Genomic DNA, 14,727 nt, shown 5'->3' on the forward strand with positions numbered 1-14,727 from the left:
TTTTTGCAACACTAAGATAAGTGAAAATTCTGACATGGCAAAATCCTGGGCAACTTTTTGTTGCTCAGGAACTTATAAATAAAGTTAAATTATAGTGTTGCGGAATTAAGGATTCTGTAATGACAAATTCTTAAACTACAAAAACAATGAAGAAAATAAAGGCTATTTTATGTGTCTTCCTGTTGGCTTTGTTGATGACATCCAGCACGAAGACCACCACCATCTTTGTGATTGGTGATTCTACCGCAGCCGAGAAGGGCAATTACAAGACGAGTCCTGAGCGTGGCTGGGGTATGGTTTTGCAGGGTTGTTTCGATGACAGGATCATCGTAGACAATCATGCCGTCAACGGTCGCTCTTCCCTGAGCTTCCTCAACGAGGGCCGCTGGCAGAAGGTATTGGACAAGATCAAGCCGGGCGATTATGTCTTCATCCAGTTCGGACATAACGACGAAAAGCCGAAGCCAGACCGTCATACCGATCCGGGTTCCACCTTTGATGCCAATCTCGCCAAGTACGTGAACGAGACCCGTTCCAAGGGCGGCATTCCGGTACTTTTCAATGCCGTAGTACGCCGTTGCTATTATTCTGAGGAACTGAAGAATGATGATGATGAGAAACTGCGCAACAAGAAGTATGACGGCAAGGAGCTCATCAACAGCGATACCCTGATAGATACGCATGGCGCCTATGTGGTAGCGCCTCGTCATGTGGCAAAGGCATTGAATGTTCCTTTCGTTGATGCTACCAAGGTTACCCACGACATCGAGACCAGCATGGGCATCGAGGGCAGCCGCAAGCTTCACATGTGGTTCTTGCCAGGCGTGAACCCGCAGGTTCCCGCTGGCAAGAAAGACAATACACATTATAATATCTATGGAGCTCGCATCGTAGCCAACGCTTTGGCTGATGAAATAGGCAAGCAGGTTCCGGCACTCAAGAAACACGTCCGTCATTTCGACCATGTGGTATCCCAGGAGGGTAGAGGTGATTTCTTTACGCTTCAGGAAGCGGTAGATGCCATTCCGGCAGGCAAGAAGACTACCATCCTCATTCTGGGTGGTGACTGGAAAAAGCCAGTCCGCATGGATGGAAAGAAGATTAAGTTCGTAAAGTATTTCGGTGCAACCATCAGATAATGGATTCCTGCGCCAGCCATGCCTTGACGTCGAAGCAAGGTATCAATATCAATGAGGCCAATACCCATGATTTCGAGACCATGTTTAACAGACTGTGCACATCCCGACCAAAAACGACCGATATGTGGAGTCTTCTTGCCAGCTTTGCTGATGTAGCTGGGATCAATGGCAATAGCCCATCTTCCCTGTTTACCGAAGAAGCGTTTGGCAAGTGAGACATTAAGTTTGAGCCAGTCAATGCTTTTCGACTTTTTTAAGCCGAATGCGTTGCGATAGGTTTGCTCAACATGCGAGCCATACCTCCTCATTTGGGTGAAATTTATCTTTCTTGGTATTACCATGAACAAAATTATCACCTCGATGAGTATTTTCTCGAAACTTTTTGTTAACTTTGCATCCGAATCTTCAACTGCATCTTTAAAGATATCCATATATTGGTCAAGTCCTGTATTCATATAATTTTGCGTTTGTCTTGATTTGCAAAGTTACTGAAAATCAGCGACTTGACCAACTTTTTATAGTTAAGTTTTCATATGCATTTCTTAATATAAGTTATTGATTTACAGACGATTAAATATTAATTTAACGCAGTATTGACTTTTTAAAGTAGATTCAGTAATGGGATAATAAAATCTGTGTAAATCTGTAAAATCAGTGGGACTTAAAAAAACAATCAGTGGGACTTAAAAAAAATAATCCGTGAGAAAAAAATAATCTGTGGGGTGATGAAAAAAAGCCCAGAGCAGAAAGAATCTGCCCTGGGCAATATTTCCCATGAAAAACGGGAGGTGCTTTTACTTGAAATATCTCTTGTAGAGACCAGCGAAGCCAGCGCAGTGGCGAGCCTCGTCCTTAGCCATTTCGTGAACTGTATCGTGGATGGCATCAGAACCCTGCTCCTTAGCGAGCTTGGCAATGCGGAACTTATCCTCGCATGCACCCTTCTCAGCAGCGATACGAGCCTCGAGATTGCTCTTTGTATCACCCAGAACCTCACCCAGCAACTCAGCAAAACGAGATGCGTGGTCAGCCTCCTCGAAAGCATAACGCTTGTAAGCCTCTGCAATCTCTGGATAACCCTCACGGTCAGCCTGGCGAGCCATGGCAAGATACATACCCACCTCGCCGCACTCACCTGCGAAGTGATCCTTCAAACCCTTGATGACCTCCTCATTGACGCCATCCTTATATGCCTGACCGAGAACGTGAACTGTAGCGAATGTCAAATCCTCATCCACTGCATCCTCCATCTCCTTGAACTTGCTGGCTGGAGCCTTGCAGATAGGGCACTTCTCTGGTGCCTCTGTTCCCTCGTAGATGTAACCGCAAACGGTGCAAATAAACTTCTTCTTCATAATGTTAATGTTTTAAATGTTATTGTATATAATATGAGTTAATTCAACTTCTTGGCACATTCAGCGCAGATGCCCTTATAGTAGAGCTGCTCTTCCTGTACGATGTTGCCATTGATCACCTTGTCGCTTTTCAGTGATGGTGCCTCCTCGTCGAAGAGGTCGATGATCTTACCACATTGCTTGCAGAAGAAATGGACATGACTGTCGGTATTGCCATCATAGCATACACGATGGTCGTCGATAGTAATCATCTGGGCAGCATGCTTCTCACTCAACATTCTTAGTGTATTATAAACTGTGGTACGACTCAACGTTGGAAGCTCCTCGCAAAGAGCCTGGAACACATCGTCGATTGTTGGGTGGGTAGGATGCTTAATCAGGTAATCCATGATGGCTAGTCTCTGTACCGAAGGACGAACGCCACTCTCCACCAACCTAGTGTAAGCTTCTTTCTTCTTCATGCTTTTTATTTATTACTGTTGTTGATTTTTCTGAGTGCAAAGGTAATATATTTATTTTTAATAACAAAATAATTCTGTAAAAAATCCAAATAATTTTAGGACTTTTTACAGAATTAATTGAATTTTCACTTTTCCGGGGTCGATTTTACTGTTTTTCCTGGAGTTTTTCGATGAAAGCCTTCATTTCAGCCTCATGTTCCTTTGCCTTGAGGAAGAGGTGCCACTGGTTCTGGGCTCTAACCAGGTTGTGCTCAGGATATTTGCACTTCCAGTAGTGGTCGCCGTTGAGGTAATCCCAGAGGAAGCGCACTGCCTGCATGTATGGGAAGAGCTCGGCTGCATGAGGCAGGAGGGAAATCTCAAGAGGGGAGAGGAAGGCTGATGCTGACTCCACGTAGCCACGGGTGAAGGATTCGAAGATGTCCATGCGGAAATCTATCTTCCCGAACTCAGGAGAATCCTCGGCGATGGTATTGGCTGCCGTACGGAGGAAATCTCCATAATCGCTCACGAAGAGGGATGGCATTACTGTATCGAGGTCGATGACGCACAATACGCGGCCCTCCTCATCAAACATCATGTTGTTCACCTTTGTATCGCAGTGGCAGACGTGCTTTTGCAGCTTTCCTTCACGGAAGAGGCGCAGGCAGAGACACATCTCGTCCATATAGCTCTCTATCTCTGCGATGAAATCCTTCACGCCCGCTGCGCGTCCGGCACGGTCTTCCTTTACAGCCTGGCGCAGCTGGTCGCGGCGCAGTTCCATGTTGTGGAAATCAGGGATGGTTTCGCCGAGGCGGTCGGTGATGTCGGTGAGCTGTGCCTCGAACTCGCCGAAGGTCTTGCCGGCGTAGTAGGAACTTTCCGGGTTGACAGCTTCCTGGGTGATGGCACGAGGGATGAAGACGGAGATGCGCCAGTACTGCTGGTCCTGGTCCTTGACATAGGTCTTGCCGTCGTGTGCCTTGACGAAGGTGAGTACCTTGCGGTCGATATCGTCAGCGCCCTTTGCTTCGAGCTGCTGCCGGATGTGGGTGGTCACTTCCTCGATGTTGCGCTGCAGGAGGTCAACATCGGTGAAGATGGCGTTGTTGATGCGCTGCAGAACGTAGTCGGGTGCATCTTCTTCCTGGGTTGTCACCTTGTAGGTGTCATTGATGAGTCCGTTACCGAGGGGTTTCACTTCACTTACAGTTCCCTTGATGTCGAACTGCTTGAGGATTGTCGAAAGATCTTTCATGTTAGTTTGGAGTTTAATTATTTATTTTAAAGCTTTTGCTCTTACAGGGCGTCGTTTCTGATTGAATTTTAAACCCAGGGCGCTGCCCTGGGCTAGGAGCTTCTGCCCTTTCAAATTATCTTAAATCGATGACCTCTGCATTAGGGAATTCCTTGCTGTTGAAGGTGAAGGCACTGTTGGCGATGTTCTTCGCCTTGAAGCCATAGATATTGATGGTGCTCCAGGTAGAGCCCTGGCGCATCTTCACCTGCGAAGGCACGTGGGTCTTCTTGTTGATGGTGATGTACATCTCTGCCACGGTGCGCTTCTGGTTGTTGGCTACGAGGTGAACCTGGTAGTTGCCGCCCACGGTCTTGAGGGTGCTCTTGTAGCCTGTCTTGTAGATATTGATGAAGGTATATGGATTCATCGACATCTGCTGTGCCTGGGTAGGGTTGGTGACGTTCACCTCGTTGGTCTTCTTCATGTACGACCACTGTGTCTTTCCGTTATACCATACGATAGCCTGCGGCGTGCGGGCGTTGAACTTATTGCCCTTGATGGCAATAGAACCGCTGGTGGAACCATATTTAGGGCTTGACAACTTGAAGCTGGCGCTGGCGCCCTTCTTGTTGCCCACGATGGCAGCTGTCTTGTTGAGTACCTGCTGGGCGGTCTGTGCCATAGTGCCCAGGCTCATCATCGCTACGAAAGCGATAGCTAGAAATTTTTTCATATCCTTACTGTTTATGATGTATGTTAATTGTATATGAAGCCGTAAAAGCGACCTTCAGATGATTAGACGCTTCTACGGCTTCAAGGTTTAATGATTTTATGAGTTTCTGAGCTGGAGCAGGAGGTTGTTGAGCTGATTCTCATCCTGTATCAGCACTTCACGCGGCTTGCTTCCCTGGGCTGCACCTACGATGCCGGCTTCCTCCATCTGGTCCATCAGGCGTCCGGCACGGTTGTAGCCGATGCTGAATCGGCGCTGGATCATGCTGGTAGAACCCTGCTGGGAGAGGACGATGGCATGGGCTGCCTCCTCGAAGAACGGATCCAGATTCTTGGTGTCCACTGTGCCGCCGGAAGGACCACCCTCGTTGTTGGCTGGCTCTGGCAGTTCCATCGGCTCAATAGGACCAGGCTGCTCCTGGATAAACTCGTTGATGCGCTCAATCTCAGGCGTATCAACAAAGGCACACTGCACACGTACCGGCTCCTGACCGTTGAGATAAAGCATATCACCACGACCTATCAGCTGGTTGGCTCCGGTGCGGTCGAGAATGGTCTTCGAGTCGATGGCAGACGTCACCTTGAAGGCTACGCGGCCAGGGAAGTTTGCCTTGATGTTACCGGTGATGATGCTGGTGGTAGGGCGCTGAGTGGCGATGATCATGTGGATGCCCACGGCACGTGCCAGCTGGGCGATGCGGGCGATAGGAAGCTCCACTTCCTTGCCGGCGGTCATGATCAGGTCACCAAACTCATCTATGATGACTACGATGTATGGCATGTACTCATGTCCATCGGTCAGTCGCAGCTTATGGTTGATATACTTCTGGTTGTATTCCTTGATGTTTCGGGCTCCCGCCTTCTTCAGCAGGTCGTAGCGGCTATCCATCAGGACACAGAGACTGTTGAGGGTGCGTACTACCTTGGTTACATCGGTGATGATCGGCTCGTCCTCGTCAGCCAGTGCCGCCATGAACTTGTTGGTGATGCGCGAGTAAACGCTGAACTCCACCTTCTTAGGGTCGATGAGCACCAGCTTGAGCTCGTTAGGGTGCTTCTTATATAATAAGGAGGTGATGATGGCATTCAGACCCACAGACTTACCCTGGCCCGTAGCACCGGCAACGAGCAGGTGAGGAATCTTGGCAAGGTCTACCATGAACACTTCGTTTGTAATCGTCTTACCCAGCGCGATAGGCAGCTCCATCTTGGTTTCCTGGAACTTCTTGGAGTTCAGTGTGCTCTCCATGCTCACAATCTTAGGGTTGGCGTTAGGCACCTCGATACCGATGGTACCCTTGCCAGGGATAGGAGCAATGATACGGATGCCGAGCGCCGCAAGACTCAGGGCGATATCATCTTCCAGGTTCTTGATCTTGGAGATGCGGACGCCCTCGGCAGGCTGAATCTCATAGAGGGTGATGGTAGGACCCACGGTGGCACGGATGGTCTTGATCTGTACGCCGAAGTTGCCGAGCACCTCGATGATTCTGTTCTTGTTGGCGCGCTGTTCCTCCTCGTCGATGGAAACGCCGTCGTCCTCATATTTCTTCAGGAGATTGAGGGTAGGGTATTTGTATCTTGTAAACGGTTCCTTCGGATTGATAGGCGTATTGAGCACCTCGGCACTGCTGACTGTATTTCCCGATGCCTTTTCGTCAGAGGCAGCCACGGAGATATCCATGTTGAGCGCCTCGCTGGCAGCAGCCTTCGTCTCCTCATCTTCCTGTTTGGCTCTTGCCGCACGCAGCTGACGCTGCTGTTCCAGGAAAGAAAGTGGTTTTCCGGCAGTCTCTGCATCGGTCTGCTCTTCAGTAGCATTCTCCTGACTGTCGGCAGCATCAGCCGTTTCAGCGGTCTGAGCCTGCCCGTTCTCCTGGCTTGCAGGCTCTGAGAAGGTCTTGTCAGGGGCTACGTCCAGGTCGATGACGGTAGGTTGCTCATCGTCCTTGTATTCTTCCTGTTCCTCAGGCTGTTCCTCGGCCTGCCCCTTGGCAGCATGCGCATAGGCCTCGTCGATGGCGTTGTTTTCTGCCTTGTTGTCGTGGTTGGTAATCTCGAACTTCACCTTATTAGATATATATCCGATAGGGTTGAGCGCCTTTCTGATGATGGTGATGGTCTCAGACGTGAGATAGGTGAGGAAGGCGATAGCCACGAAGAGGAGGATGGCGGTAAGTCCCGGAGGCCCCACTACGTTTTCCAGATTCTGTACCACGAAGAGTCCATGCTTTCCGCCGGGATTGAAGATGAGTCCACCCATGATAGGAGTGAGGAACTTGGCGAAAGTGACAGACGACCATATCATGACAATCATCAGGCAGAAGAACCATTTCCAGAGGTTCACCTTGTATGCATTCATGAGCTGCAAGCCAGCCATGATGATGTAGCAAGGCAGGAGGAATGCCGGGAAACCGAAGTTCACGGCTATGAGCCAGTAGGAGATGATGGCACCCAGGGAGCCGCAGTAGTTCTGGAACTGCTGCTCGTTGTTGGTCCATTCGCCTGCTTTCAGATTCTCCAGTATACTCTGGTCGGCATATCCCGTGTTGAGGAATGAAACCATAGCGATGATGGTGACAATAGCAATACCAATCAGCGCCAGCCCTAGGAAAAAGTCGGTGATAGTATTGTTAAAAATATATTGCAAACCTATAGCTTCGCCAAAAGATTTAGCTTTGCGTTCTGTTCTTTTTTTAGCCATTTTTTTTGTCTTTGAATATTTTATCTGCAAAATTAGCGAAAATAAATGAAAAAACCTCTCTTTTCTCAGGTTTTTTTTTTAATTTTGCAAATTGTAAAGAATAAAATGAGTAATGAGGATTATTTTCACTAAATTCGATAAGAAATCAATAAACAGTTTGCCGAGGATTCTCTTCCCAGGTAAAATCGTACTGATTGACAAGGCTGAAGACACAGAAGAAGCCGTAAATTTCCTCCTGAGCCAGCCCATTCTAGGTGTAGATACGGAGACCCGTCCTTCGTTCAGCAAGGGCAGGGGATTCCAGGTTTCGCTGCTCCAGGTGAGCACCCGTGATACCTGCTATCTCTTCCGTCTGCATCTGACGGGCATTACGCCTGCCATCATCCGGTTCCTGGAAGACAAGACGGTGCCCAAGGTGGGATTGTCATGGCATGACGACCTGCTGCAGCTGCATAAGAGGGCTGAGTTCAAGCCGGGATATTTTATAGAACTGCAGGACGAGGCGAAGAAGTTTGGACTGCAGGACATGAGTCTGCAGAAGCTTTATGCCAACCTCTTCCATCAGAAAATCAGCAAGGCACAGCGGTTGAGCAACTGGGAGGCTAGCGAGTTGAAGGACTCGCAGATGGCGTATGCTGCCACGGATGCCTGGTGCTGCATCAATCTCTATGAAGAACTGCTCCGACTGAAGCAGGAGGGAGATTATGAGCTCGACGAACTGTAGAATTCGGAAATAAATAACTCAACTTTCACATATCAGGAAGTTAAAGGAGTTAAGGAAGTTAAGGAGTTAAGACGTATGTCTTGCAGCTTAAAACCTACGCCAAAAAGACTACTGTCTTAACTCCTCAGCGACCGTAGGGAGCGATAACTCCTTTAACTTCTTTAACTCCTGAACTTGCGAAACTTGAATTGTAACTAATCAATATATATAAATATGTATAAGAGCATATATTTGAAGAAAGGTAAAGAGGAATCGCTCAAAAGATTTCATCCATGGATTTTCTCCGGTGCCATCCAGGCGATGGATGAAGGCATCGAGGAAGGAGAAATCGTTAGAGTGATTACACGTGGGGGTGATTTCATTGCCGTAGGCCATTATCAGATCGGTTCTATCGCCGTGCGCGTTCTTTCCTTCAAGGATGTAGAAATCAATGAGGAATTCTGGTGCTCACGCCTGGAGTCGGCATATAAGATGCGAGTGGCTGTGGGTATCGCCGAGAATCCTGAGAACAATACTTACCGTCTGGTGCATGGAGAAGGAGATAACCTGTCAGGACTCGTCATCGACTGCTACGGACCTACTGCCGTGATGCAGGCTCACAGCGTGGGCATGCACGTATGCCGTATGGAAATAGCCAAGGCACTGAAGAAGGTGATGGGAGACGAACTGCAGAACATCTACTACAAGAGCGAGACAACCCTGCCATACAAGGCTGACCTCAGACAGGAGAACGGATTCATCCTGGGAGGTGATGCCGACGACGTGGCGGTAGAGAACGGACTGAAGTTCCATATCGACTGGCTGCGCGGTCAGAAGACCGGTTTCTTCGTAGACCAGCGCGAGAACCGTTCGCTGCTGGAGCATTATGCCAAGGGCAAGAGCGTGCTCAACATGTTCTGCTATACCGGCGGATTCTCTGTCTATGCCATGCGTGGTGATGCCAAGGCAGTCCATTCCGTAGACAGTAGTGCCAAGGCCATCGAACTGACCAATGAGAACATCGCCCTGAACTTTCCTGGCGATGGGCGTCATCAGGCTATCTGCGAGGATGCATTCAAGTATCTCGATGACCACGACCAGCAGTATGACCTCATCATCCTGGATCCACCAGCTTTTGCCAAGCACCGTGCAGCCCTGCATAATGCCCTGAAGGGATATACCCGTCTGAACGTGAAGGGACTGCAGCGCATCAAGAAGGGCGGTATCCTGTTTACATTCAGCTGCTCGCAGGTGGTGACGAAGGACAATTTCCGCAATGCCGTCTTTACGGCAGCAGCCCAGGCTGGCAGAAAGGTGCGCATCCTGCACCAGCTGCATCAGCCTGCCGACCATCCTATCAATATCTATCACCCGGAGGGTGAGTATCTGAAGGGACTGGTACTTTATGTGGAGTAAAAAACAGAAGGTTATGAAGAGATTATTATGGATCACGTTGGTGAGTGGCTTTATTTTTGGAATGTGCAGTTGCAGCGATTCCCAGCAGGAACGCCAGCGGCTGAGCAAGCAGGAACGTGCCCGTATGGACAGTATCGACCGGGCTGCGCTCAAGGTGGGCGTGATGCCCACCCTGGACTGCCTTCCCGTATATCTAGCTTATGAAGACAGCCTCTTCTGCAAGCAGGGAGTGGATGTTCATCTGCGCTATTATACGGCACAGATGGACTGTGATACAGCCCTGATGAATGGCAGGGTAGAGGGTTCCATCACCGACCTGATCCGAGGAGCCCGAATGGTAAGGAAGGGCATTCCGCTCACTTATCCTATCGCCACAGATACCTACTGGCAGCTGATTACGAACAAAAAAGCCCGTATTGCCGACCTGAAGCAGTTGAGCGATAAGATGATAGCCATGACACGCTATTCGGCTACCGACTATCTTGCCGACCTGGCAGTAGACAGCGGCAAGCCGAAATATGACGTGTATCGTGTGCAGATAAACGATGTGAATCTTCGTCTCCAGATGCTTCTCAACAACGAGATGGATGCCATGCTCCTGCCGGAGCCTCAGGCAACCAGAGCCCGTATGGACAAGCATGTGGTATTGATGGATAGCCGCGACAAGAACCTGAACCTGGGTGCTTTTGCCTTCCGCGAGAAGGCGCTGAAGCAGCCGGGACGCAAGCAACAGCTGCAGAAATTCATCCAGGCTTACAATATAGCTGTGGACAGCATCAACTCCAAGGGAGTGAAGCATTACTCCAAGCTTATCAGTAAGTACTGTCATGTAGATGAGAAAACAATTGGCAACTTGCCTAAAATAAAATACAACCATGCATTGGAACCTCGCCGTCGTGACCTTGAGGCTGCAGCTCGTGTGGCTAAACATTAATCTATAAAATCAAGAAAAATGGAAGAAAATGACATTAAAAAGTTGAGAAAGATACCTGGTTTTGGGGACCTCAAGTCTTTCCGTTTTCTGGTAGAGAAAATGTATACGGAACTCGAAGCCCAGCCAGAGAAGGAGAAGAAGATGGTGGCTCTGCTTCTGGGAGAGTCATTGCATGAGCTGGATGTACTGGGGAAGCATGCCTTCTCGGCAACTCATCCGATAGACTTCAGTGTTGTGTACAATACCTACGAGCATTTGTATACGATTGTTCAAAAATACAATTATTTGCTCATGCTGAGTAATGATTCCACTCTTTCAGCCCTTCGTAATAGAGGTAAGAAGCTGGGAAATCTCAGCGACCTGAAGGAGAAATTGGTTTCTGCCTTGGCAGATGTGGCTATGCTCTCTCTTGACGAGGGAGGTTCGAAAAAGAAGAAGATAGATCAGATGATTGAGACACAGAAACGTCTCAACGAGTTGCGCAATGTCATCTTCTCTTATATCACAAGCTCACCTATGTGGGATGAAGACGAGGCGAAGGAGTATCAGGAACTGCTGCATTCCAGAGCCGTCGATTCCGTCACAGCCCAGCTCATGGTGAGTGCCATAACCCTTTCCTGCCTCTACTTCTTTGACCGTAAGAAGTTCAAGTTCCTTTTCAAGCTGGCTAAGGAGAGCGAAGACATGCAGGTACGTGTACGTGCATGGGTGGGCTGGGCCTTGTGTTCCAGTCAAGTTCCAGGCTTTATGGTAGAAGAGTGCGCCAAGGATATCGAGTCGCTGAAGGAGGATGAGGAAGGCAAGAAGCTGCTGCTCCTGATTTCCAAAATCCTGCTACGTTCCCAGGATATGAAGGAGGATAGCGAAGCGATGATGAAGAACATGTTCCATAATATGGCGGACAAGTTAAGTCATGAAGATATTGACTTGGAGGGGAAGTCAAGCTTCTCTTTTATCCAGAAAGATGATGATGAGGATGAGCTGGAAGACGGTCGTGATGTCGACGAGACGGTGGAATTGCTGGAGGATGGTGCTGACATCTATTTCACGCAGTTTAGAGAAACCAAGAAACTGGGCTTCTTCCATTCCATGTACAACTGGTTCATGCCGTTCTATTTCGAGTCTCCACTTTATCTCTCCGTTCAGGAGATGGCGGGTGACAAGGAACGCAACCTGCATCTGCTGCTTGTGAATGGTACCGCCTGCGACAGCGACCGCTATAGTCTGCTTCTGATGCTCGAAAAGGAGAAAAAATCCTTTACAGAGGCGCTGGAGAACATGGCTCCTGATGAGATAGCAGAAGAGTATCTGAACTCGATGGATGAAGATGAAGCCGTAGGGTTTAATGAAGAGGAGAAAAAGTATTTGGAAAAGAAAAAAATACATACTGCGGTGATCTATTACATCCAGGATCTTTCCCGTTTCTTTAACCTCGCTCCGATGCGCAAGGCGTATGGCAATAGCATCAAGATGGATGCTGAAGACGAACTGTATACTACTCTTGTGCTGCCTATCTTTAAGGATGCTGCATTCGACGAGCTGCGCTACAAGATGGCGAGATATTGCTTCAAGCGTAATTATAAGAATTTCATCTTCGACCTGATGGGTAATCATTATCCAGACACAGTGGAGAGTCATTTTCTGCTGGCATGGGCTGCTGTGAAATCCAAAGCTAAGGAGAATGTTGTTCTGGCTTATCCTCATATTGATTATCTGATGAAGAATGAGCCCGGACAGTTTCAGCTGGTAGAAATGGCTGTGGACTTTTACGAGAAGGTTGCCAGCTACGAGAACGTGAGCGCCTATCAGAAAGCTGTGGACTGCCTGACTCATCTGATGGAAATCAAGAAAGATGACGAGAAGGCGCTCTTATGGTGTAAAAAACGTCTGGCTAAGATCTATGTCTTGATGGAACGATATGAAGATGCCGTCAAGCTGTTTTACGAGATTACCTATCTCGAGCCGGACAACCTGACTGCGACTGCTAATCTGGCTGAAGCACTTCTCTATATGGACGGTGACGATCAGAAGAACCTGGAAAAGATTGAGAAAATATTGAAGTCAGGAAAGGAAAAATTGATGAATCTGAGAAGGGATAACTTTAAGTTGGACAGTTTCCCAGACGATCCAAAGGAAGGAATGGCAACTTTCTTTTCTGCCATGTCTGCTTGCTTAAATATGGACTTCATGGTAGACTTTGAACTGTATAAAGTGGACGGCATGCTTTGGTGGGCTCGTGACGATCGGCAAAAGGCTATGAAGTCTTGGCAGAGAGCCTATGAAGCTAGAAGCATGGCTCATCAGGAGGGTCCGTTATTTGACGAAAAGCAGGGAAAATGGTTGTCTGCGCATGGAATAAATGAAAATATGCGTATCTATTTGGAAGAATTGATGGCTCAAAAAATTCGTCAAGGTATGAAAAAAATGATGGATCAATTTAGACATGATGAAATGAAAGATAATGGCGAATAATAATATAGGTAACAATAAAAAGGGGCAGCAAGCTCCGATAGATAATAATTATGCGCATCTTCAGCCGCAGGCGATAGATGTGGAGAAAGTGGTGCTGGGTGCCCTCATGGTGGATTCGGACGCCTTCTCCATGGTATCCGAGGTGTTGAAACCCGATTCCTTCTATGAGCCTCGTCATCAGAAGATTTACCAGGCTATCCAGACCATGAATATGGAGGAGCGCCCGGTGGATGTCATGACACTCACAGATGAGCTGGCGAAGATGGGCGAACTGGACAGAATAGGCGGACCTGCCTATCTGATGGAGATTTCTTCCCAGGTGGCTTCGGCTGCCCATATCGAGTCGCATGCCAGAATCCTGGCGCAGAGATATCTGCAGAGACAGCTCATTCATTTTGCCGGTGGCATCGAGACCAAGGCGTTCGACATGAGCGTGGACGTGGATGAACTGATGCAGCAGGCAGAGGGTGAACTCTTCCAGATTTCGCAGAACAACATGAAGCAGGATTATACACAGATTGATCCGGTCATCAAGGATGCCGTGGATATCTTGCAGCGGGCTGCGCAGAACAAGGGAGGTTTGACTGGTATTCCTACCGGTTATCACGGTATGGACGAGATGACTTCCGGATGGCAGGATTCCGACCTCGTCATCATCGCCGGACGTCCTGCCATGGGTAAGACTTCCTTCGCACTCAGCATTGCCAAGAACGTGGCGGTGGATTATCATATTCCTATCGGATTCTTCTCCCTTGAAATGAATAACGTTCAGTTGGTGAACCGCCTTATCTCCAATGTATGTGAGATTTCTGGTAAGAAGATACTGAACGGTCAGCTCGATCCAAGCGAGTGGGAGAGACTGGATAAGAAAATCCGTGACCTGACGGGGGCACCTATTTATGTTGATGATACGCCGGGTCTTTCGGTTTTCGAACTGCGTACCAAGGCTAGAAGACTGGTAAGAGAGAAGGGAGTGAAAATGATCATGATTGACTACCTGCAGCTGATGAATGCCAACGGTATGAAGTTCGGTAGCCGTCAGGAAGAGGTTTCTACCATCTCACGTTCGCTCAAGGGACTTGCCAAGGAGCTGAATATCCCGGTCCTGGCTCTCTCACAGCTCTCACGTAACGTGGAGAACCGTGAAGGTCTCGAAGGAAAGCGACCTCAGTTGAGCGACCTCCGTGAATCCGGAGCCATCGAGCAGGATGCCGATATGGTACTCTTCGTTCACCGTCCGGAATACTATCACATCTATCAGGATGAAAAGGGAAACGACCTGCATGGCATGGCGCAGATCATCATCGCCAAGCACCGTAAGGGTGCTACGGGTGATGTGCTCCTGAACTTCCGTGGCGAGTTTACACGCTTCCAGGACCCTGAAACTTCGTTCGCTCCTATCCAGGAGGGTGGCGAAATCATGGGCTCCAAGATGAATGCCGGAGGTGACGACAGCCAGTTGCCTCCTCCTCCTGTTCCTAATGGTCCGTTGCCATTCTAGTTTTGGATTCGTAGCCATTCAGGTCTTTTTTGCTGCTTTTTACTGCATAAAGGCGCAATTTTAGCGCATTTTTGCGAGAAAAGTGCAG

11 protein-coding genes are annotated in these 14,727 nt (G+C 48.6%); 6 read left to right on the forward strand and 5 right to left on the reverse strand.

Annotated features, from left to right (window positions below; all coding sequences use genetic code 11):
• The first annotated feature begins 146 nt into the window (after positions 1–146).
• Entirely contained in the window at positions 147–1,139 is a 993-nt protein-coding gene (locus ACTQ16_RS05835; protein WP_441936596.1) for a GDSL-type esterase/lipase family protein, read from the forward strand.
• Positions 1,140–1,933: 794 nt separating this feature from the next.
• On the opposite strand, the gene ACTQ16_RS05840 is transcribed toward ACTQ16_RS05835, so the two are convergent.
• The 5 genes from ACTQ16_RS05840 to ACTQ16_RS05860 all read right to left on the reverse strand — a co-directional run bounded on the left by ACTQ16_RS05840 (position 1,934) and on the right by ACTQ16_RS05860 (position 7,613).
• Positions 1,934–2,494, reverse strand: coding sequence for an NADH peroxidase (locus tag ACTQ16_RS05840; RefSeq protein ID WP_218416366.1), 561 nt, complete (start codon positions 2,492–2,494; stop codon positions 1,934–1,936).
• 38 nt (positions 2,495–2,532) lie between these two features.
• Positions 2,533–2,955: a Fur family transcriptional regulator gene (locus ACTQ16_RS05845; protein WP_295347311.1), complete on the reverse strand. Its 423-nt coding sequence runs from the start codon at positions 2,953–2,955 to the stop codon at positions 2,533–2,535.
• Positions 2,956–3,100: 145 nt separating this feature from the next.
• Entirely contained in the window at positions 3,101–4,195 is a 1,095-nt protein-coding gene (locus tag ACTQ16_RS05850; RefSeq protein WP_294967509.1) for an aminoglycoside phosphotransferase family protein, read from the reverse strand.
• Positions 4,196–4,310: 115 nt separating this feature from the next.
• On the reverse strand, positions 4,311–4,910 hold the full coding sequence (locus ACTQ16_RS05855; RefSeq protein ID WP_294967511.1) for a LolA-like putative outer membrane lipoprotein chaperone: 600 nt from the start codon (positions 4,908–4,910) through the stop codon (positions 4,311–4,313).
• A gap of 96 nt (positions 4,911–5,006) precedes the next feature.
• A complete protein-coding gene (locus tag ACTQ16_RS05860) occupies positions 5,007–7,613 on the reverse strand; it encodes a DNA translocase FtsK 4TM domain-containing protein (RefSeq protein WP_441936598.1) in 2,607 nt (868 codons plus the stop codon).
• A gap of 112 nt (positions 7,614–7,725) precedes the next feature.
• Here ACTQ16_RS05860 and ACTQ16_RS05865 point away from each other — a divergent pair, with 112 nt between their 5' ends.
• The 5 genes from ACTQ16_RS05865 to dnaB all read left to right on the forward strand — a co-directional run bounded on the left by ACTQ16_RS05865 (position 7,726) and on the right by dnaB (position 14,639).
• Positions 7,726–8,337, forward strand: coding sequence for a 3'-5' exonuclease (locus ACTQ16_RS05865; RefSeq protein WP_264949997.1), 612 nt, complete (start codon positions 7,726–7,728; stop codon positions 8,335–8,337).
• 213 nt (positions 8,338–8,550) lie between these two features.
• Positions 8,551–9,732, forward strand: coding sequence for a class I SAM-dependent rRNA methyltransferase (locus ACTQ16_RS05870; RefSeq protein WP_441936600.1), 1,182 nt, complete (start codon positions 8,551–8,553; stop codon positions 9,730–9,732).
• 13 nt (positions 9,733–9,745) lie between these two features.
• Positions 9,746–10,666, forward strand: a complete 921-nt coding sequence (locus ACTQ16_RS05875) for an ABC transporter substrate-binding protein (RefSeq protein ID WP_441936601.1) — start codon at positions 9,746–9,748, stop codon at positions 10,664–10,666.
• A gap of 18 nt (positions 10,667–10,684) precedes the next feature.
• Positions 10,685–13,138, forward strand: coding sequence for a hypothetical protein (locus ACTQ16_RS05880; protein ID WP_441936603.1), 2,454 nt, complete (start codon positions 10,685–10,687; stop codon positions 13,136–13,138).
• A complete protein-coding gene (dnaB, locus tag ACTQ16_RS05885; protein ID WP_294967520.1) occupies positions 13,128–14,639 on the forward strand; it encodes a replicative DNA helicase in 1,512 nt (503 codons plus the stop codon). The genes ACTQ16_RS05880 and dnaB overlap by 11 nt, the downstream gene beginning before the upstream one ends.
• The last annotated feature ends 88 nt before the right edge of the window (positions 14,640–14,727 follow it).

It is taken from the genome of Prevotella sp. LCP21S3_D2 (assembly GCF_052118345.1).
Lineage (GTDB): Bacteria > Bacteroidota > Bacteroidia > Bacteroidales > Bacteroidaceae > Prevotella.